Source organism: Pseudomonas profundi (assembly GCF_008638305.1).
GTDB lineage: Bacteria > Pseudomonadota > Gammaproteobacteria > Pseudomonadales > Pseudomonadaceae > Halopseudomonas > Halopseudomonas profundi.
On sequence record NZ_VTPZ01000003.1, the window covers coordinates 22,158 to 40,966 of the forward strand.

The 18,809-nt window shown below is 59.3% G+C and carries 18 protein-coding genes; 11 read left to right on the forward strand and 7 right to left on the reverse strand.

Annotated features, from left to right (window positions below; translation table 11 throughout):
• Window positions 1-52: 52 nt before the first annotated feature.
• Window positions 53-1,246 (forward strand): delta-9 fatty acid desaturase DesA, encoded by a 1,194-nt coding sequence (gene desA / locus FZE95_RS05150; protein WP_150299780.1) that lies wholly within the window; start codon window positions 53-55, stop codon window positions 1,244-1,246.
• A 188-nt stretch (window positions 1,247-1,434) separates the two neighbouring features.
• Window positions 1,435-2,325: a peptidoglycan DD-metalloendopeptidase family protein gene (locus FZE95_RS05155; RefSeq protein WP_150299781.1), complete on the forward strand. Its 891-nt coding sequence runs from the start codon at window positions 1,435-1,437 to the stop codon at window positions 2,323-2,325.
• 86 nt (window positions 2,326-2,411) lie between these two features.
• On the opposite strand, the gene rpmG is transcribed toward FZE95_RS05155, so the two are convergent.
• The 3 genes from rpmG to radC form a co-directional block, all read right to left on the reverse strand.
• A complete protein-coding gene (rpmG, locus tag FZE95_RS05160) occupies window positions 2,412-2,567 on the reverse strand; it encodes a 50S ribosomal protein L33 (protein ID WP_150276539.1) in 156 nt (51 codons plus the stop codon).
• A gap of 11 nt (window positions 2,568-2,578) precedes the next feature.
• Window positions 2,579-2,815 carry a 50S ribosomal protein L28 gene (gene rpmB / locus FZE95_RS05165; RefSeq protein WP_150299782.1) on the reverse strand — a complete coding sequence of 79 codons (237 nt, stop codon included), beginning with the start codon at window positions 2,813-2,815 and terminating at the stop codon, window positions 2,579-2,581.
• Window positions 2,816-2,997: 182 nt separating this feature from the next.
• Window positions 2,998-3,672, reverse strand: a complete 675-nt coding sequence (radC, locus tag FZE95_RS05170; protein ID WP_150299783.1) for a RadC family protein — start codon at window positions 3,670-3,672, stop codon at window positions 2,998-3,000.
• 212 nt (window positions 3,673-3,884) lie between these two features.
• Here radC and coaBC point away from each other — a divergent pair, with 212 nt between their 5' ends.
• From coaBC to FZE95_RS05195, 5 genes are read left to right on the forward strand one after another with little or no spacing between them, the layout of a single operon-like run.
• Entirely contained in the window at window positions 3,885-5,099 is a 1,215-nt protein-coding gene (gene coaBC, locus FZE95_RS05175) for a bifunctional phosphopantothenoylcysteine decarboxylase/phosphopantothenate--cysteine ligase CoaBC (RefSeq protein WP_150299784.1), read from the forward strand.
• 9 nt (window positions 5,100-5,108) lie between these two features.
• Window positions 5,109-5,564, forward strand: a complete 456-nt coding sequence (dut, locus tag FZE95_RS05180) for a dUTP diphosphatase (RefSeq protein ID WP_150299785.1) — start codon at window positions 5,109-5,111, stop codon at window positions 5,562-5,564.
• A 31-nt stretch (window positions 5,565-5,595) separates the two neighbouring features.
• The gene (locus tag FZE95_RS19955) at window positions 5,596-8,130 is read left to right on the forward strand and encodes a phosphomannomutase/phosphoglucomutase (RefSeq protein ID WP_306110146.1); all 2,535 of its coding nucleotides are present in this window, start codon (window positions 5,596-5,598) and stop codon (window positions 8,128-8,130) included.
• Window positions 8,131-8,150: 20 nt separating this feature from the next.
• Window positions 8,151-9,056: an acetylglutamate kinase gene (argB, locus tag FZE95_RS05190; RefSeq protein WP_150299787.1), complete on the forward strand. Its 906-nt coding sequence runs from the start codon at window positions 8,151-8,153 to the stop codon at window positions 9,054-9,056.
• Window positions 9,056-9,502 carry an acyl-CoA thioesterase gene (locus tag FZE95_RS05195; protein WP_150299788.1) on the forward strand — a complete coding sequence of 149 codons (447 nt, stop codon included), beginning with the start codon at window positions 9,056-9,058 and terminating at the stop codon, window positions 9,500-9,502. Before argB ends, FZE95_RS05195 begins: the two co-directional genes overlap by 1 nt.
• 29 nt (window positions 9,503-9,531) lie before the next feature.
• On the opposite strand, the gene FZE95_RS05200 is transcribed toward FZE95_RS05195, so the two are convergent.
• Together FZE95_RS05200 and pyrE are read right to left on the reverse strand one after the other, a co-directional pair.
• A complete protein-coding gene (locus tag FZE95_RS05200; protein ID WP_150299789.1) occupies window positions 9,532-10,131 on the reverse strand; it encodes a DUF4124 domain-containing protein in 600 nt (199 codons plus the stop codon).
• Between the two features lie 32 nt (window positions 10,132-10,163).
• Window positions 10,164-10,820: an orotate phosphoribosyltransferase gene (gene pyrE / locus FZE95_RS05205; protein WP_150299790.1), complete on the reverse strand. Its 657-nt coding sequence runs from the start codon at window positions 10,818-10,820 to the stop codon at window positions 10,164-10,166.
• Between the two features lie 70 nt (window positions 10,821-10,890).
• On the opposite strand from pyrE, the gene FZE95_RS05210 reads away from it, so the two are divergent.
• On the forward strand, window positions 10,891-11,670 hold the full coding sequence (locus FZE95_RS05210; protein WP_150299791.1) for an exodeoxyribonuclease III: 780 nt from the start codon (window positions 10,891-10,893) through the stop codon (window positions 11,668-11,670).
• A gap of 63 nt (window positions 11,671-11,733) precedes the next feature.
• On the opposite strand, the gene FZE95_RS05215 is transcribed toward FZE95_RS05210, so the two are convergent.
• A complete protein-coding gene (locus FZE95_RS05215; protein WP_371923570.1) occupies window positions 11,734-12,105 on the reverse strand; it encodes a DUF4870 domain-containing protein in 372 nt (123 codons plus the stop codon).
• A 260-nt stretch (window positions 12,106-12,365) separates the two neighbouring features.
• The gene (gene rph / locus FZE95_RS05220) at window positions 12,366-13,085 is read right to left on the reverse strand and encodes a ribonuclease PH (RefSeq protein WP_150299793.1); all 720 of its coding nucleotides are present in this window, start codon (window positions 13,083-13,085) and stop codon (window positions 12,366-12,368) included.
• Window positions 13,086-13,228: 143 nt separating this feature from the next.
• On the opposite strand from rph, the gene FZE95_RS05225 reads away from it, so the two are divergent.
• The 3 genes from FZE95_RS05225 (at window position 13,229) to FZE95_RS05235 (ending at window position 18,800) form a co-directional block, all read left to right on the forward strand.
• A complete protein-coding gene (locus FZE95_RS05225; protein WP_150299794.1) occupies window positions 13,229-14,095 on the forward strand; it encodes a YicC/YloC family endoribonuclease in 867 nt (288 codons plus the stop codon).
• Window positions 14,096-14,553: 458 nt separating this feature from the next.
• Window positions 14,554-15,642 (forward strand): efflux RND transporter periplasmic adaptor subunit, encoded by a 1,089-nt coding sequence (locus FZE95_RS05230; RefSeq protein ID WP_150299795.1) that lies wholly within the window; start codon window positions 14,554-14,556, stop codon window positions 15,640-15,642.
• Complete coding sequence (locus FZE95_RS05235) at window positions 15,642-18,800, forward strand: efflux RND transporter permease subunit (protein ID WP_150299796.1); 3,159 nt, start codon at window positions 15,642-15,644, stop codon at window positions 18,798-18,800. The genes FZE95_RS05230 and FZE95_RS05235 overlap by 1 nt, the downstream gene beginning before the upstream one ends.
• The last annotated feature ends 9 nt before the right edge of the window (window positions 18,801-18,809 follow it).

Sequence of the window (18,809 nt, forward strand, 5' to 3'; positions counted from 1 at the left end):
GCAGTCAGGGACAGTGTTCCTGCTCCCCATTCTGTCAGAGGTTCAATCTGCTATGTGGTACAACGGTTTACTCGACCCTTCCGGCTGGCAAGTGCTCGCCGTCATACTGGTGCTGACCCATATCACCATTGTCAGCGTGACCGTATACCTGCACAGGTATTCGGCGCACCGCTCTCTCGAGCTGCACCCGGCGCTCAAACACTTCTTCCGATTCTGGTTGTGGATGACCACAGCCATGAATACCCGCGAATGGACTGCGATCCACCGCAAGCATCACGCCAAATGCGAAACCCCCGACGACCCGCATAGCCCTGTTCACAAAGGCTTGACCACAGTGCTGCGCAAGGGCGCCGAGCTGTATATGGAAGAAGCCAAGAACGAGGAAACGCTGCGCATCTACGGCAAGAACTGTCCGGATGACTGGATGGAGCGCAACGTTTACGGGCGCTTCCCCAATGGTGGCGTGAGTATGATGTTGCTGATCAATCTGGCGCTGTTTGGTGTTCTGGGCCTGACCGTCTGGGCCGTGCAGATGATGTGGATTCCGATCTTCGCTGCCGGCGTAGTCAACGGGCTAGGACACGCTGTCGGGTACCGCAACTTCGAATGCAAGGATGCGGCAACCAATATCCTGCCCTGGGGCATCCTGATTGGCGGTGAAGAGCTACATAACAACCACCACACCTACCCGAACTCGGCCAAACTCTCGGTCAAGAAGTGGGAGTTCGATATGGGCTGGATGTGGATCAGAGTGTTCAGCATGCTCGGGCTGGCAAAGGTTCGTCGTACCGCTCCGATCGCGCATCAGGTGGAAGGTAAGCAGACCCTGGATATGGACACGGCGATGGCCATCCTGAACAACCGTTTTCAGATCATGGCGCAATATCGCAAGCTGGTGATCAAGCCATTGGTGCAACAGGAGCTGCGACGCGTTGATCATTCCATTCGACATTTATTCAGCCGCGGCAAGCGCCTGCTGAGTCGTGAGCCGAGCCTTCTTGAGCCTGAGCATGAAGCGCGCATCCAGACCATGCTCGCCCACAGTCAAGTGCTCAAGGTGACTTACGAGAAGCGACTCGCACTGCAACAGATCTGGACGCGCACCAGCGCGAACGGTCATGAGATGCTGCAGGCGCTCCGCGAGTGGTGCGCCCAGGCAGAAGCCAGCCGCATCCAGGCGCTTCAGGAATTCGCTGCCTCTTTGCGGACGTACTCCCTGCAGCCCGCACCAGTATCTGCCCGCTAGCCTGCAGCCGTTACGACAAAAAGCGCACCCGGACCTCTTGTCCCGGTGCGCTTTTTTATACCCGGTGAATAGCGTCGAAAGGCTATTTTGTGTCAGCCGTCTGGTAACCCAAACGTGCGGGTCGCAACGGCGTTTGCTTCCGTTTATGCTTGCCGATCAACATACTCTGACAAAGACGGTAGCAACGGATGCGAACCCTGATTTGCGGCCTGGGCCTACTACTCTTCACCCCGGCGCTGCTCGCTTCTACCATTTACAAATTCACCGATCAAAACGGCGTCACCACCTATACCGATCAGAAGGTACAGGGCGCTCGCGAACTGGTATTCCAGGACGCCATGGTCGAAAACATCGAAAAGAAGGTCTATGTCACCACTCGCAAGCACGCGGGTGGTGAGACCTTGATCGTCAACAACGAACTACACGCCCCGGTCGAGATCGAGCTGACCATTGAAAAGCCTCGCAATGTTTCCGGCGCGCCGGACAAGCCGATTCGCTGGGTGCTACCGCCACGCGATAGCATCCGTCTGGTGACGCTTGTTCCTGAAGCAGGCAAGACTGCGAGCTATACACCACGATTGCGTTATGCGATCGGCGATCCGCGCGCCCAGCCCACCGTTACCAAATACCCGCTACCCTGGAACGGCGGACCTTTCAGGGTCACCCAGGGCCCTGGCGGAAGCTTCAGCCACACCGGCCCGAAAGGCCGCCATGCGATCGACATTGCCATGCCCGAGGGCACACCCATCCTCGCGGCTCGTCCGGGGCTGGTGGTCAATGTGGAAAACAACCAGAGCGGCCGGGGCAGCAATCCTGCCGGCAATTTCGTACGGCTGTTGCACGACGACGGCACCATGAGCGTCTACCTGCACCTGCAGCGCGGATCAGTTCGCGTCAAGGCAGGCGACCGCGTACGCACCGGCACCCCGCTGGCTCGTTCGGGCAACACCGGCAACAGCACCGGGCCGCACCTGCACTTCGTCATCCAGCGCAATGTCGGCATGGATACCGTCTCGATCCCCTTTGAATTCTCACAACCGGTTACCGACCAACCCAACTACGCTGTGGGCGGCGAGTAATTCGCCGCTTTGCTGAAGGCCTGGCCGCAGAATCCAGGCAATAAAAAACCCGCACATGGCGGGTTTTTTATTGGATAGCGAAGATCTTATTTGATCTTGGCTTCCTTGTAGTTCACGTGCTTGCGGATGACCGGATCGAATTTCTTGATTTCGATCTTGTCAGGCGTAGTACGCTTGTTCTTGTCGGTAGTGTAGAAGTGACCAGTACCGGCAGAAGACACCAAACGAATCAATTCGCGCATGGAAGTGCTCCTTAGATTTTTTCGCCACGGGCGCGCATTTCAGCCAGCACCGCATCGATGCCGCGCTTGTCGATAATGCGCATACCTTTGGTGGAAGTACGCAGGCGTACGAAACGCTTCTCCGACTCAACCCAAAAGCGATGGTGCTGCAGGTTAGGCAGAAAACGACGCTTGCTTCTGTTGTTAGCGTGGGAAACATTGTTCCCAGTCACCGGGCCTTTGCCGGTCACTTGACATACTCGAGACATGGTTAACCCTCTCCAACCACTTGCCCAACCCGAACTGGTTGGAAGCCATAAAAGAATCTGTTGTCCAGCCGGGGCAATGAAATGGTGCGATCCTGCGCTGCCTGAATAAGACAACGCGGGCACAGCCCCGAGAAGAGCGGAGCTTTATATCAAACTGCGCCTCTTCAGGCAATGTTTTTTCATTAAAGCAAGCCCCTTTCCGCAAAGGATACAGGCTCTCCGTCCCCCACGACGAGATGGTCGAGCACGCGGATATCCACCAGCGCCAGGGACTCCTTTAACCGTCTCGTCAGCATCAGGTCGGCCTGACTTGGCTCGGAAACCCCCGACGGATGGTTATGCGTGAGAATCAACGCTGCTGCGTTATGCGCCAGGGCGCGCTTTACCACCTCGCGGGGATATACGCTGGCACTGTCCAGCGTGCCGCGAAACAGCTCCTCAAACGCGATGACTCGATGCTGGTTATCCAGAAACAGGCAGGCAAAGACTTCGTGGGGGAGACCGAGCAGTTGGCTTTTCAGGTAGCGGCGCACCGAACCGGGCGATGTCAGGGCGTCGCCGCGTTGCATCTCTTCATATAAATGCCGGCGGCCCATTTCCATGACGGCTTGCAGCTGCACGAATTTGGCCGGACCGAGGCCCGGGTGGCCGCAGAACAGTTTCAGATCGGCCTGCAACAGAGCGCGCAGGCTGCCAAACCCGCTCAGCAGGTCGCGCGCCAGATCCACAGCGCTGCGTCCGGGAATGCCGGTGCGCAGGAATATGGCCAGCAATTCCGCATCAGACAGCGCGGCAGCTCCCTGACTCAGCAGTTTTTCACGGGGACGTTCGGCCAGAGGCCAATCGGTTATAGCCATTCAGATGCTCCTTGCGGGGGCGGTGCGTACTACCTTTACGCATCTATATCGAAACCGAGTATAGGCAGCCGCAACGGCCGAGGTCGAGCATGCTGCGGGCCAAGCGCTGTGGTATCTTAGCGAGCATTTGACGGGCTTCTCGTTTATCAGGAAAAACCTCAAAGAATCCGTATTTTTGGCGCTTTCAAAGCACGCCGTGGGAGAGGTAGACAATGCAGCGGTTGTTCAATAAACAGGTTGTGCTCGGCGTTAGCGGTGGAATAGCAGCGTACAAGAGCGCTGAACTGGTCAGACGGCTGCGTGACGCCGGTGCCGAGGTACGTGTGGTCATGACCGAGGCGGCGCGCGAGTTCATTACGCCGCTGACGCTGCAGGCGCTCTCTGGCCACCCGGTGCATGGTGATCTGCTCGACCCGGCTGCAGAGGCCGCAATGGGGCACATCGAGCTGGCGCGCTGGGCCGACATGGTACTGATCGCCCCAACCACGGCCGATCTGATGGCACGTTTGGCCCAGGGCCGCGGCGACGATCTACTCACCACTCTGGTGCTGGCGACGGACGCCCCGATCGCCATCGCACCGGCGATGAATCAGGCCATGTGGCGCGACCCGGCCACCCAGGCCAACCTGGCCACGCTTATATCACGCGGCGTGAAGGTGTTCGGCCCGGCTGCCGGTGAGCAGGCCTGTGGTGACATCGGCCCCGGGCGCATGCTGGAGCCAACCGACATCGCCGCCCGCGCTGCCGAATGTTTCGAATACGGCGCGCTGGCCGGCCGCCACGTACTGATTAACGCGGGCCCTACCCGTGAAGCGATTGACCCGGTGCGCTATATATCCAATCACAGCTCCGGCAAGATGGGCTTTGCCCTGGCTGCCGCCGCTGCTGAAGCGGGGGCGCGGGTTACGCTTGTCGCAGGCCCGGTCAGTCTGCCTACGCCACCGCGCGTGCAGCGTGTCGACGTGACCAGCGCACAGGAAATGCTGGACGCGTGCCAGAACGCCTTGCCGGCAGATCTGTTTATCGCTTCCGCCGCTGTAGCGGATTATCGCCCGGCCGAGTGCGCCGACAACAAGCTCAAGAAAGCCCCCGGCAACGAGGACGGTATGACGCTGTCGCTGGTACGCAACCCGGACATCCTCGCAGCCCTTGCCAATCATCCCCAGCGCCCCTGGTGCGTAGGCTTCGCCGCCGAGACCAACGACGTCCTCGCCTATGCCCAGGACAAGCTGCAGCGAAAAAACCTGAACTTGATCGTCGCGAATGATGTCAGTGTGCCAGGTATCGGGTTTAATAGTGACGACAATGCGGTAACGCTGATAGACCGCGCGCTTGAACAGCACTCCCTGCCGCATGCCAGCAAGCAGAAGCTGGCCCGGCAGATCATTGCTTTTATCGCAGACCAACTCCCTCCACCCACTGCCTGAGGATTTAGGATGCACGCGCTGCAAGCGAAGATACTTGACCCCCGCCTGGGCCAGCAATGGCCTCTACCGCACTATGCAACCGGGGGTTCGGCCGGCCTCGACTTGCGCGCACTGCTGAACGAACCACTCATCCTTGAGCCAGGGCAGACAACGTTACTGCCAACGGGGCTGGCGATTCATATCGCTGATCCCGGACTGGCTGCCATGATTTTGCCGCGCTCAGGCTTGGGCCATAAACACGGCATCGTGCTGGGCAACCTTGTTGGATTGATCGATTCGGATTACCAGGGCGAGCTGAAGGTGTCCTGCTGGAACCGCAGCCAGCAAGCGTTCACCATCGAGCCTGGCGAACGCATTGCCCAGCTGGTGCTGGTACCGGTATTGCAGGCCAGTCTCGAAATAGTCGACGACTTCGACAACAGTGCACGCGGCGCAGGTGGTTTTGGCCACACGGGCAGCCATTGAGCACATCCATCTGAGCAAGGAGGCGTTACAGATGAAACTCACCAAGGCGTTACCGGGGGCTCGATCCCCGGCGTTGCCCGGAACACTGGTTCCCTTGCTGATGGCTCTGGCCGGGCTGGGTGCCGCCGCACTATTGATCTGGTTCACATTATTCGGCGAAAGCAATCAACGTTATTCGCAGGACATGGCCCAGGCGTATGCCAGCCAACAGGCCGGTGCGCTGAACAAAGCGCTGAAACGGCTGGACGCTGACCTCACGACGCTGGCAAGCAATCCGCAGCTGCAGGTCGCCCTGACCAATGGCGGCAGCCCTGCTCTGACTCGCTCAATGCGGCATATCTACGCCGATGCGCTGGCGATCTACAGCCATCTTCCCGGCACCGCCAGCAATATCCAGAGTGACGTTGCCCCCCTGAGCTTTGCCGCGCTGGACATGATCCGCCGCGCCGAACGCAACATGCCCGTTCCAGCCGAGGCGCATAAAGTGGGCACCGAATGGCGTCTGTATGCCGCCCGCCCGCTACGGGTAACATCCAGTGCGCCTATTGGCGGATCGGTGATCGCCGTATTCGACATGCAGCGCCTGGTAGACAGCCTTCCGGCTCTGCCGCCCGAGAGCGGCCGCATCACGCTGATTCAACAGTTTCCCGACGCGCCGGAACAGATCCTGTACCAGCACGGTGAAGGCCATGGCCCTGCCTTGAGACTGCCCACCGATAATCCGGCCTGGCGCCTGGAGTTCCGGGCCGGCAGCGCGCTGTCTTCCGGGCTGGTCAATCCGTTGCTGCTGCTCGCCGCGGTGCTGCTAGCGTTGGCCGGCCTGCTCGCGGGGCTGCTCTGGCTACAGCGGCAATGGTGCGCCAGCATACAGGCGGACGCCGACGTCCTGTCCCAGCTCACCAAAGGGCACAAGGTCGCTGGATTACGCCTGGGGGTGCTGGAACCGGTCGCGCAGGCAATCATGCAGCAGGCGCAACGCCACGGGCAAACGCCAGGTGCCAGCCCGCCACGGGAAAAGCAACCAACCACGGATTCTGCCGTTGCCGCTGCACCCGTTGCGTCCCGTTCACCGGTAGTCGCCGATACCACACCGATACTCGACGAAGACGATATCCTCGACATGGATATTTTCGATGAGGAAGACCCCTTCGATATGGCTGGTAACGAGCCTGCGCCCAGCGCTCTCCCGAGCGTGCCCGCAGAGATATTCCGCGCTTACGACATCCGCGGCGTGGTCGGGCAGACCCTGACTGAAGAAAACGTGTACTGGATCGGCCGCGCAATCGGCAGTGAAAACATAACGTCCGGGCAATCGGAAATAGCCGTCGGCCGGGATGGCCGATTATCTGGCCCAAGCCTGTCAGAGCAACTGATCAGAGGCCTGATGGACAGCGGCTGCCACGTCATTGATCTTGGCATGGTGCCGACACCGGTGGTGTATTTCGCGACCCACACGCTGGAATCTTCTTCCGGCGTGGTGTTGACCGGCAGCCACAACCCCGCCGAATACAACGGGCTGAAGATTGTCATCGCCGGTCAGACGCTCTCGGAAGAACGCATCAAGGCGCTGCATACCCGCCTCGAACAGAATGACCTGAGCGCCGGCAACGGCACCCGCGAACAGCGCGACCTGCTGCCTGCCTATCAGCAGCGCATTGTTGAAGATGTCGCGCTGGCACGCCCGCTCAAGGTAGTAGTGGACTGTGGCAACGGGGTCGCCGGTGTTATCGCCCAGTCATTGCTGGAAGAGCTTGGCTGTACCGTCATACCGCTGTTCTGCACGGTGGACGGAAAATTCCCCAATCATCATCCGGATCCGAGCAAGCTGGAAAACGTCGCCGACCTTATCGCTGCGGTCCGCCAGCACGACGCCGATATCGGCGTTGCCTTCGACGGCGATGCCGACCGGCTGGGCGTGGTCACCAGCGATGGCGAGCTGATTCACCCTGATCGGTTGTTGATGCTGATGGCCGAGGATGTCGTGGTGCGCAATCCCGGCGCCGACGTCGTGTTCGATGTGAAGTGCACACGGCGTCTGCCTGCCCTGATCAGCAAGCTCGGCGGTCGACCGGTGATGTGGAAATCCGGGCATTCCCTGATCAAGGCCAAGATGAAGGAAGTCGGCGCCCTGCTCGGCGGCGAGATGAGCGGCCATATCTTTTTCCAGGAACGCTGGTACGGCTTCGACGACGGGCTCTACAGCGCGTGCCGCCTGCTGGAAATTCTCTCCGTGCAGCCGGATAACCTCACCAGCGCCGAGTTGCTGGACCGCTATCCGACCGGCCTTAGCACACCGGAATTGAACATCCGCGTCGGCGAAGAACGCAAGTTTGAGATTATTCAGGCGCTACGCGACCAGGCCGACTGGGGTCAGGGCAAGCTGACCGCGCTGGATGGCATTCGCGTTGATTATCCGCACGGCTGGGGCCTGGTCCGCGCGTCGAATACCACACCCATGTTGACCTTGCGCTTCGAAGCGGACAAACAAGACGACCTCGAGCTTGTCCAACAATTATTCCGCGATCAGCTGGCTGCCGTAGCCCCTGATCTGCAGCTGCCATTCTGAATCAGGAGAGAATCATTAACATGTTGAGTCGTGACGCTGCCGCCCAGGTTTCCCGCGTATTGACCGAAGCCCTGCCTTATATCCAGCGCTTCACCGGCAAAACGATTGTTATCAAGTACGGCGGAAACGCCATGGAAAGCGAGGAGCTGAAAAACAGCTTCGCCCGTGACATCGTGCTGATGAAGACCGTTGGAATCAATCCGGTCGTTGTGCACGGGGGCGGGCCGCAGATAGCTGATCTACTGGCCCGGTTGAACATCCAGAGCGAATTCATCGAAGGCATGCGGGTTACCGACAGCCAGACGATGGACGTGGTGGAAATGGTCCTTGGCGGCCAGGTGAATAAAGACATCGTCAATCTGATCAACCGCCACGGCGGCGCTGCGATCGGCCTGACCGGCAAAGACGCGGGACTGATCCGCGCACGCAAGCTGAAGGTGTCGCGGCGTACACCGGGCATGGACAAGCCCGAGATCATCGATATCGGGCAGGTTGGCGAAGTCGTCGAGGTCAATACCCGACTGATCAACCGCCTGGTCTCAGATGACTACATCCCGGTGATCGCGCCCATTGGGGTCGGCGATGATGGCGCCTCGTACAACATCAACGCTGATCTGGTGGCGGGCAAGGTGGCCGAGGCGCTCAAGGCCGAGAAGCTTCTGCTGCTGACCAACATCGCTGGCCTGATGGACAAGCAAGGCAAGGTGCTCACCGGATTGACCACCGCACAGGTCGATGCATTGATCGAGGACGGCACAATCTACGGCGGCATGTTGCCGAAAATCCGTTGCGCCCTTGATGCGGTACAGGGCGGTGCCGGCAGCGCAATCATCGTTGATGGCCGGGTCCCTAACGCAGTGCTGCTGGAGATCTTCACCAATACCGGCGTCGGCACCCTGATCACCAATCAGACGCAACTGTTGTGATGCAGCGGGACGATTTTCGCCTGAGCACCCGATTGCGCGTGCGCTGGGCTGAGGCTGACATGCAGGGCATCGTGTTCAACGGTCATTATCTGACCTACGCCGATATTGGCACCACGGAGTACTTCCGCGCCCTCAAGCAAACGACCGAGGGCGCAAGCAGCGCGCAGGGCAATGAGTTCTTTGCCGTACGCACCCTGCTTGAGTATAAGGCTCCCGCGTACTATGACGACGTGCTGGATGTGCATGTGCGGATCGCCCGGCTGGGCAATTCAAGCATGCAATTCGAGATCGGGATCTATCGGGACGAGGAGCTGCTGACCACGGGTGAGCTGGTCTACGTGCATGCCGATCAGCAGAGTCGACGCCCCAAGCCTGTTCCCGCTGCGTTCAGGGAAGCGGTCCACGCGTTTGAGAAAACCCCACCGCAGGACGCGTCGGCCAACTAGCGTGATCGCCGGGATTCAGTTCCTGGCGTTCAACCTTGCGTCAGTTGTGACAGGCGCTCACGCTGGACAGCGAAACCGCGATCAACGTCCTTGATCTCTTCGCGCTTCGAGTCAATCAGGCGCAGCAGACGGCCCGACTCCTCGTCTAGTTCTGCCAATTGCTCAAGGAGCCGTGGCTCCACCTGCCGGCCCGCTCGCTCCTGGCTCGCCGCCCTGCGCTGGAGCTCTTCACGCTGTGCCTGCAAAGCCTGCAATTCACTCTCGGCGGTGGCAATCTGGTTGTCAATCTGAGCGATCTGACGAGCATGCGCGCGGTCCAGATCGTTCACATCACTGTACAGGCGCAGCAGGGTGGAATCAGCGATGCGCTGACGCTCCTGCTCGGTACGGGCGCGGCGCATCGCTTCAAGCTCTGTCTGGGTGGGTGAGGCAGGTATGATTTCCCGAACGCGCCCCTGAGCATCCAGCACTTCATAACCGTTGGTGATGTGCTCAGGCGGCACCCGACTGTCGAGCACCGTTACGCCGCGGTCATCAATGTATCGATACAGCTCTGCGTGCCCGCTGGCCGGCATCATGGCTACCGCACCCAGTCCTACCCACCTGCCTACCCGCCGTGTCCATCGCATCGCCGATACCCCATCCCTGAGCCCGGTCCGGCTCAAATTTCCTGTTGAATACCGTACTTCGCCCGATATGCCTCAACCGCTGGCAGGTGGTGACGAAGCGCTTCGTCTTCTTGCAGAAAACCGAGTACCTGGGTCAGCGATACTATGCTGACCACCGGAACGCCGAAATCCCGCTCCACTTCCTGGATAGCAGACAGCTCACCCTGCCCCCGTTCTTCGCGATCCAATGCAATCATCACGGCTGCCGGTGTGGCACCGGCTTCCTTGATGATCTGCATCACTTCCCTGATCGCCGTACCGGCAGTGATAACGTCGTCAATGATCAATACCCGGCCCCGGAGCGGCGCGCCCACCAGGCTCCCGCCTTCACCGTGATCCTTGGCTTCTTTTCGATTGAAACAGTATGGCAGATTGCGATCAAAACTTTCCGCCAATGAAACGGCTGTTACCGCAGCCAGCGGAATGCCTTTATAGGCCGGCCCGAAGATGATGTCGACATCTTCCAGATCGCTATGCACAAACGCCTGCGCATAATAGCGTCCAAGCCTGGCCAGTGCGGAGCCATCATCGAACAACCCTGCATTAAAGAAATACGGACTTTTACGGCCGGATTTGAGGGTAAAATCTCCAAAGCGCAGCACGTCTCTATCCAGCGCGAAGCGAATGAACTCTCGTTGATATTCGTGCATCTCACCCTCGTCTTAACAAAAATCCTGCAAGCTCAGTTATCATACACGCACGAATTTGACGGAGCCATGTATGCGAATTATCAGTCTGAATGTCAACGGCGTCGAGGCCGCAGCGGCCAGGGGCCTGTTCGACTGGCTGCGCACACAGGACGCAGATGTTATATGTCTTCAGGATATTCGCGTAACTGCCCCTGAGCTGGAACAGGACCCCTACTGGCTGGAAGGTTACTGGCAGTACTGCTTCGAAGCAGAAGTGCCGAGCCAGGGCGGCGTCGCCATTTATACCAAGACCGCACCCAAGGCGATCATCATGGGCCTGGGGTTTGAACTGGCGGACCGCTATGGCCGCTTCATTCAGGCTGATTTCGACAAGGTCAGCATTGCCTCTCTGCTGTTGCCATCCGGGCGCAACGGAGACGCTGACCTGAACCAGAAATTCAAGTTCATGAATGACTTCACCGGATATCTGAACAAGCAGCGGCGCAAGCGACGCGAGTTCATCTATTGCGGCTCGCTGCATACCGCGCATTTGAAGCTGGACGTAAAGAACTGGCGCGACTGCCAGGAGCAGCCTGGATTCATGGCGCCCGAGCGTGCCTGGATGGACGAGATATTCGGCAATCTGGGTTATGTCGATGCGCTGCGTGAAGTGACCCGTGAGTCCGAGTTATACAGTTGGTGGCCGAACAGCGAACAGGCTCAGGATCTGAACCTCGGCCTGCGCTTCGATTATCAGATTCTCACGCCCGGCCTGCGCCGCTTCGTGAAGAACGCCCAGATCCCGCGCAAGGTGCGCTTCTCTGAGCATGCTCCTGTCATCATCGAATATGACTGGACCCTGTCGATCTGACGCGATCCGCTGCCCACATTGATAGAAGCTTCAAGCCGCGACCGGCGACTTGAAGCTCACCAACTACTTGATAACCCGCCAGCAGAAGGGATAGCGATAAGCCTGGCCTTCATTTGCCTTGATCGCAGCAATGATCATCAAAACAACCGCAGCAATGATCACCACCCAGATCAACAGGAAGCCAATTACCACGACCATCAACAACATGCACAGCAGACCGGCCAGCGCGACGGTAATCTGGAAGTTCAGCGCTTCCTTGGCCTGGTCGTCAATGAACGGGGCCTGATCCTTTTTCAGCTGCCATACCAGCAGCGGCCCAACCAGACTGCCAAAAGGGATGATGCAGCCAAGGAAGCCTGAAAGGTGGGCAATCAAAGCCCACTTGCGCGCTTCAGGCCCGGGTGTTGTTTCGAGGGGGTGTTGCGGATCTTCGATCATGTGGCGACGCTCCTGTCCGTTTTTTTGATAATGCCGGCCACTGGAGACAGTCCCTGTCGGGCGGGCTAATGGCGTAGCGCCACCGGAATTGCGAACACATCGTCTGTGCCTGGCCTGGCAGCGCCAGCATAGCATCGAGCTTGAACGGACTGAACGGGTGTCATACCCACAGCGACGTGGATCCCATAATGGAACATCCGATCCCTGACGCCTCGACAGAAGGTGCCAGGGCTGAGACGACGGCTCGTTACAATCGATCAGTCCTGCAATGCAGCCAACTGCAGGCTGAACAGCTCATCAACACCCTTTTTAGCCAGCGCCAGCATGGCGTTGAGATCTTCCGGGCTGAACGGCGCGGCTTCGGCCGTACCCTGCACTTCAATAAATCCGCCCTTGTCGGTCATCACCACGTTCAGGTCGGTATCGGCCGAGGAGTCTTCCAGGTAATCGAGGTCCAGAACCGGCTCGCCCTTATATATCCCCACCGAGATGGCAGCGATCATCTGGACTGTTGGCATTTTCTTGATGGCACCGCGTTGCTTCATCACTCGCAATGCGTCGACCAGCGCCACGCAGGCACCGGTGATCGAGGCTGTCCGGGTGCCGCCATCGGCCTGGATAACATCGCAATCGAAGTAGATGGTGTTTTCGCCCAGGCTGTGCAGATCGACCGCCGCGCGCAGCGAACGACCGATCAGCCGCTGGATTTCCAGCGTACGACCGCCCTGCTTGCCCTTGCTCGCTTCACGTTGCATCCGCTCGCCGGTCGCACGCGGCAACATGCCGTACTCTGCGGTAATCCAACCCTGTCCCGAGCCGCGCAGGAATCGCGGCACACCGGATTCAACACTGGCCGTACAGATCACCTTGGTGTCGCCGAACTCGACCAGTACCGAGCCCTCGGCGTGCTTGGTGTATTGGCGGGTCAGGGTTACCTGACGCATCTGATCGGCTTCGCGGCCGCTGGGTCGTTTCATGATTCGAATCCTTGTACAGCATTAAATGTGCGATGGATTATACGGACCGCGAGGTTGGCATGACAGCGCCGGTACTCCCGCTGCGGACCAGGGGTTACAATCGAGTCGACTGCAATGCAACTCAACGGACGAAGAGGCCAACGATGGTTTACAGCATGACTGCTTTCTCGCGCTGCGAGCTCAACAGCAAACAGGGAAATCTGTCCTGGGAAATGCGTTCGGTAAATCATCGCTACCTGGAAATCAGTCTGCGGCTGCCCGAGTCGCTGCGTGAACTGGAAGGCCCGCTGCGCGAACAGCTGCGCAAAACCCTGGCCCGTGGCAAGGTCGAATGCACACTGCGTTTTCACCCTGTTGCAGATGACAGCCGCGGACTGACGCTCAACCAGCCGCTGGTTGAGCAGCTGATCGAAGCGACACGCCAGATCAGCAACAAGCTGGACAACCCTGCCCCGGTCAACCCGCTGGAAGTACTGGCCTGGCCTGGCGTAATGGAAAGCGCCGAGCATGATCAGCCGACACTGTTGAAGCAGGCCCGCGACCTGTTCGACCAGGCGCTGGCCGAGCTGCGCGCACAACGGGCGCGGGAAGGCGCAGAGCTGAAAATCATGCTTGAAGCACGCCTGACCGCGATCATCGACCGGGTTGCGATATTGCGCGGGATGATGCCCGAGATGCTCGCCGCCCACCGCCAGAAGCTGGTTGAACGCTTCGCCGAAGCCAGCCTGGATCTGGACAATACCCGCGTTGAGCAGGAACTCGTGTTGTTAGCGCAGAAAATCGACGTTGCCGAGGAGCTCGACCGCCTGGACACCCATGTAAACGAAACCCGCCGCGTACTCTCGGGCAATGCTGCCATGGGTCGCCGGCTGGACTTTCTGATGCAGGAATTCAACCGCGAAGCCAACACCCTCGGCTCCAAGGCCATCGACAGCCGCAGCACCCAGGCCGCGGTGGATCTGAAGGTGTACATCGAGCAGATGCGCGAGCAGGTGCAGAATATTGAATGATGCTGAGGCATCGTTATCAATTTATTCAGCTGATCTGAACCACCGACAGCAACTGCTGGCAATCGGTCACCCGATCACAGGGTCGCATTACATCTGCTACCGGGTAGAGCGAGCAGCCCTTTTGGCATATCAGTCAAAACGCGGTTTGCGATGAGCTTTGCTGCTTCTGGTTAGCGACCCCTCTCATTGATATATGAGCCGAATATGACTTGTTCGGCTCAACGACCTGTCAGCTTGTCGTGCTCACCGCTCATGCACAAAGCCCATCGATATCGGTCTGACCTGAGCCGGTTGAGATCCGTTTCCGGGAGTCTCGCTCCCCGGAGCGTAGAGCGGCCGAGCACCTGCGGCCCGATTATTTGGCGAAGAAGATCTCGCGTATTATCGAGGCGGGTATTCACCTAGTATTCGTTTTATACAGATTTTGAACAGATTGAGTACCCGCCAGGGGAGAGTGGATGTTGAGTCAGTTATCGGTAGCGGGGCGTCTTTTCCTGGCGCTCCTCTTGTCCAGCGCGTGCCTCAGCGCGCTGGCACAGAACCGTCCGGAGGTTCGGGTGGCGAAGGTCAGCACGACGGACATCGTCGCCGAGGTGCCGCTCAATGGCACCGTAAACCCCATGCGATCGTCAGGCCTTTCCACCTCGGTCGCCGGCTTGCTCGATCAGGTTTCCGTAGAGCCAGGTACCCGTGTCGCCGCCGGGGACCTGCTGATGCGGCTCGACGACGAACAGGCCGCTCTGCAGCTGGAGCAGGCCGAGGCCGCAGCAGAAGAAAGCCGGGTCGCCCTGATCGAGGCGCGGCGCCGCATGACGGAGGCCCAGTCGGTGGGCGCGGGCCGGAACATTGCTGCCACTGAGATCAGTGCCCGGGAAAGCGTCGCCGCTTCGGCAGCAGCGACACTGAAACGGCTTGAAGCAGAAAGCCGCTCACGCCAGGTGAGCCTTCAACGACACCGAATCGAGGCGCCTTTTGACGGCGTGGTCAGTCAACGTCTCCGCGATCTCGGGGAATGGGTGACGCCCGGCGATGAACTGCTGCGTCTGGTGGATATCAAGAATCTGCGGCTGGATTTCCAGGTCCCCCAGGCGCATTACGCCCGCATTAATGAACGCACCCGTTTGCAGATAGAGCATCAGGGCGAGAGCCTGAAGGCAACAATCGAAACCCTGGTGCCCGTGACCGATTCGGTTGCTCGCACCTTTCTTCTACGCGCCAGGGCTCCGACAGCAGTGAAGCTTCTGCCAGGAATGGCGGTACAGGCGACTCTGCGCCTGTCTACCGGAAAACAGGGGCTGACCGTGCCCAGGGATGCCGTCAACCGTTACCCGGAAGGCCGGGTTACTGTCTGGCTGGCAGAGCCGCATGAGGAGTCTGGCGTATTCACCGTGACGGAGAAACGTGTTGAGCTGGGCACCGCGTTCGAGGGCCAGATCGAGGTCACGCATGGATTGCAGGGCGGCGAGCGAGTCGTTACCCACGGCAACGAGTCTCTGAGTGAAGGCATCCAGGTGAGCCTTGCCAGCGGCAGGGGCGAAAGCAACTGATGTTTGCCGGAATCATCAGACACGGCACACTGGTTGCTGTCATCGCATTGATAATGGCGATTCTGGGCGCCGCTGCGGCGCTTCGAATTCCCGTCCAGATGATTCCCGACGTCGAGGTGCGCACGGTTACCGTCGAGACGAGCTGGGCCGGAGCGACGCCTCAGGATATTGAAAAGGAAATTCTGATCGAGCAGGAACGCTTCCTGCGTAACGTGCCGAATCTGAGCCGCATGACCGCTACCGCCTCCAGCGGCTCATCAGAGATCGAGTTGGAGTTCCCCTTCGGCGTAGACATTACCGAGACGCTGATCCAGATCAACAATGCGCTGAGCCAGGTGCCCAGCTATCCCAATAACGTCGACGAACCGCGCATTGTCGCTGCGTCCTTCTCTGCCAATGCCTTCATGTATTTTCGCGTATCCACCCTGGAGGGTAATCCCCGGGAGCTGGATATCGAATTGATGCGCGACTTTATTGAAGATCGGGTGCGCCCACGCATGGAAAGTGTGTCCGGGGTGTCCGAGGTCACTGTCGGTGGCGGCGCGGACAGGCAGATTCAGATAACCGTCGCGGAAGCTGCGCTGGCTCAACGCGGCTTGGGCCTGACGGATGTGCGACAGGCGATTACTGCGCGCAACCGGGATACCTCGGGAGGCGAGATCGATGCCGGCAAGCGCCGGTATCTGCTGCGAACTGTGGGTCGCTTTGATGATGTGAAAGCGCTGGAAGATCTGGTGATTGCCCGTCGGGGCGACAGCGTGATTCGCCTGGGTGATGTTGCCGAGGTAAGTCAGGGCCGCTCCCGCATCCGCGAGCTGTCCATTATCAATGGTCAGCGGGGCATTGGCTTACAGGTGCGGCGTGAGAGCGGCTCCAATGTCATCGATATCAAGCGCGCCATGCTGGACGCGGTGGAGACCATCAACCGAGAGGTGCTGGAACCGGCCGGAATGCAGCTTGAGCTGACCTCGGATGATGCCCGTTACGTCGAGGCGTCAGTGGCAAATGTGTGGACCAACCTGGGTATCGGCGCGATCTTCGCCACGCTGGTGATGTACATGTTTCTACGCTCCGCGCCAGCGACCTTTGCCGGTGTGATCGGCATACCCTTGTGTGCGATAGCAGCCTTCATTGGCTTGTTGCTGGCGGGCCGTACGGTAAATGTGATCTCCCTGGCAGGCATTGCCTTCGCCATCGGGATGACCGTGGACAACAGCATCGTAGTGCTCGAAAACATCGAGCGGCACCGGCGTCTTGGCCTGGATCGCCTGCAATCCGCAATTACCGGCGTGACGGAGGTCTGGCCTTCGGTGCTGGCATCCACCGCCACGACTGTTCTGGTCTTCCTGCCCATCCTGTTTATCGAAGAAGAAGCAGGTCAGCTTTATTCCGATGTTGCGATCGCCATTTCAGCCGCGATCGTGGCTTCAATGCTGGTAGCGGTAACCGTGATTCCCACGTTATGTGCCCGGCTCGACTTTGGGCGTGCGACGGTCGCTACCGACCAATACGGCAACGAAACCGGCAGTCGCTGGACCAAAACCATCATGTCCGGTGTGAGCTGGTTGGTTGCCAGCTCTGTGCGTCGTCTAACGGTGATTGCAATAACCGTCGCCGCGAGCATATGGATCATTCTGATGCTGACCCCGCCAGCGGAATATTTGCCAGAGGGAGAAGAGCCCAAGACGTTCGCAGCCATGACCGCCCCGCCTGGCTATAACCTCGACGAAATGCAGAGCATCGCTCAGCAGGTCGAAGACTATTTCCTGCCCCATGTGAACGCGGACGGAGACGCCTATGCAGCGGGTGAAACGAAGGTGCCCCCACTGGCCTATCTGAACATGCAGGTGACGACCGCGCAGGTGCGGGTGATTGCCGAAACACTCGATCCCCGCCATATCACAGCGCTCATGGACGAACTCACCCGGTTTTACCGACAGTTCCCCGGCATGCGTGCGTTTGCCACCAAGGGATCGATTATCTCCAGTAACGACGGCGGCACTCGAAGCATCAATCTGGACATTTCCGGCGGAGAACTGGGACCGGTGTATCAGGCGGCGAACGCAGCCTACCAGCGTGCGGGTGAAATCTTTGACAACCCCAGAATCCAGAGCCAGCCGTCGACATTGAGGCTGGCCCAGCCACTCATCCAGATCCGCCCCCACTGGGATCGTGCGGCAGAACTCGGTCTCGATGCTGACGCAATTGGCTTCACGGTCGCCGCGGCGACGGAGGGCGCCTATGTGGACGATTTTTTTCTGGATGACGAGAAAATCGACATCTATCTCTACGGTAATCAAGGCCGTGATCCCCAGCTGGACCAGCTGGCCGACGTGCAAATTTATACCGCAAGCGGTCAGGCCCTGCCCCTGGCAAGCCTGGCTGATATCGAGGAAACCGTCGACACCAGCATAGTCAGGCGAGTGGATGGCCGACGCACCGTAACGCTGAACATCATTCCGCCAGCGAACGTTCCTCTCGAAGCAGGGGTGGAACGGGTCAGAACAGAGTTGCTGGAAGCCATGCGAACCAGCGGCGAGCTGCCCGCTTCGGTAAATGTCGATATCTCCGGTGCCAGCGACCAGCTTAACGCCACGCGAGACGCATTGACTGGCAACTTCCTGATCGCCATTGTCATCGTCTACCTGATGCTGGTGGCTATCTTTGCCCACTGGGGCTTCCCACTGCTGATCCTGACTGCCATACCCCTGGGTGTTGCCGGCGGCATCGTCGGCCTTGCCCTGATGAACCTTGTCGGAGGGCTTCTACCCTTGGCAGGGCTTGAGCCGCTGAGACAACCCTTCGACATGATTACCATGCTCGGATTCCTGATATTGATGGGCACCGTGGTCAACAACCCGATCCTGGTAGTGGACCAGGCCCGGCAGAACCTGCAGCAACCTGGCGTGTCCGTGGTGGATGCTGTCGTGGCCGCCGTGCAGACGCGCCTGCGGCCCATTGCCATGACCACGCTCACCACCCTGTGCGGCCTTTCCCCACTGGTATTTTTGCCGGGTGAAGGCACAGAGCTTTATCGGGGCGTTGGGGCCATCGTGCTGTTCGGGTTGTTCGGTGCGGCGGTAGTAACGGTCACTTTTCTGCCGGCACTGACCATCCTTGTACTGGAGTGGCGAGGTCGTCTGTCAAAACAGAAATAGCCCGCGCGA

Bases quoted from the DNA above. Each gene is read 5' to 3' on its own strand.
- desA (WP_150299780.1), top strand. From the start codon at position 53: ATGTGGTACAACGGTTTACTCGACCCTTCCGGCTGGCAAGTGCTCGCC.
- FZE95_RS05155 (WP_150299781.1), top strand. From the start codon at position 1,435: ATGCGAACCCTGATTTGCGGCCTGGGCCTACTACTCTTCACCCCGGCG.
- rpmG (WP_150276539.1), bottom strand. From the start codon at position 2,567: ATGCGCGAATTGATTCGTTTGGTGTCTTCTGCCGGTACTGGTCACTTC.
- rpmB (WP_150299782.1), bottom strand. From the start codon at position 2,815: ATGTCTCGAGTATGTCAAGTGACCGGCAAAGGCCCGGTGACTGGGAAC.
- radC (WP_150299783.1), bottom strand. From the start codon at position 3,672: ATGGCTATAACCGATTGGCCTCTGGCCGAACGTCCCCGTGAAAAACTG.
- coaBC (WP_150299784.1), top strand. From the start codon at position 3,885: ATGCAGCGGTTGTTCAATAAACAGGTTGTGCTCGGCGTTAGCGGTGGA.
- dut (WP_150299785.1), top strand. From the start codon at position 5,109: ATGCACGCGCTGCAAGCGAAGATACTTGACCCCCGCCTGGGCCAGCAA.
- FZE95_RS19955 (WP_306110146.1), top strand. From the start codon at position 5,596: ATGAAACTCACCAAGGCGTTACCGGGGGCTCGATCCCCGGCGTTGCCC.
- argB (WP_150299787.1), top strand. From the start codon at position 8,151: ATGTTGAGTCGTGACGCTGCCGCCCAGGTTTCCCGCGTATTGACCGAA.
- FZE95_RS05195 (WP_150299788.1), top strand. From the start codon at position 9,056: ATGCAGCGGGACGATTTTCGCCTGAGCACCCGATTGCGCGTGCGCTGG.
- FZE95_RS05200 (WP_150299789.1), bottom strand. From the start codon at position 10,131: ATGCGATGGACACGGCGGGTAGGCAGGTGGGTAGGACTGGGTGCGGTA.
- pyrE (WP_150299790.1), bottom strand. From the start codon at position 10,820: ATGCACGAATATCAACGAGAGTTCATTCGCTTCGCGCTGGATAGAGAC.
- FZE95_RS05210 (WP_150299791.1), top strand. From the start codon at position 10,891: ATGCGAATTATCAGTCTGAATGTCAACGGCGTCGAGGCCGCAGCGGCC.
- rph (WP_150299793.1), bottom strand. From the start codon at position 13,085: ATGAAACGACCCAGCGGCCGCGAAGCCGATCAGATGCGTCAGGTAACC.
- FZE95_RS05225 (WP_150299794.1), top strand. From the start codon at position 13,229: ATGGTTTACAGCATGACTGCTTTCTCGCGCTGCGAGCTCAACAGCAAA.
- FZE95_RS05230 (WP_150299795.1), top strand. From the start codon at position 14,554: ATGTTGAGTCAGTTATCGGTAGCGGGGCGTCTTTTCCTGGCGCTCCTC.
- FZE95_RS05235 (WP_150299796.1), top strand. From the start codon at position 15,642: ATGTTTGCCGGAATCATCAGACACGGCACACTGGTTGCTGTCATCGCA.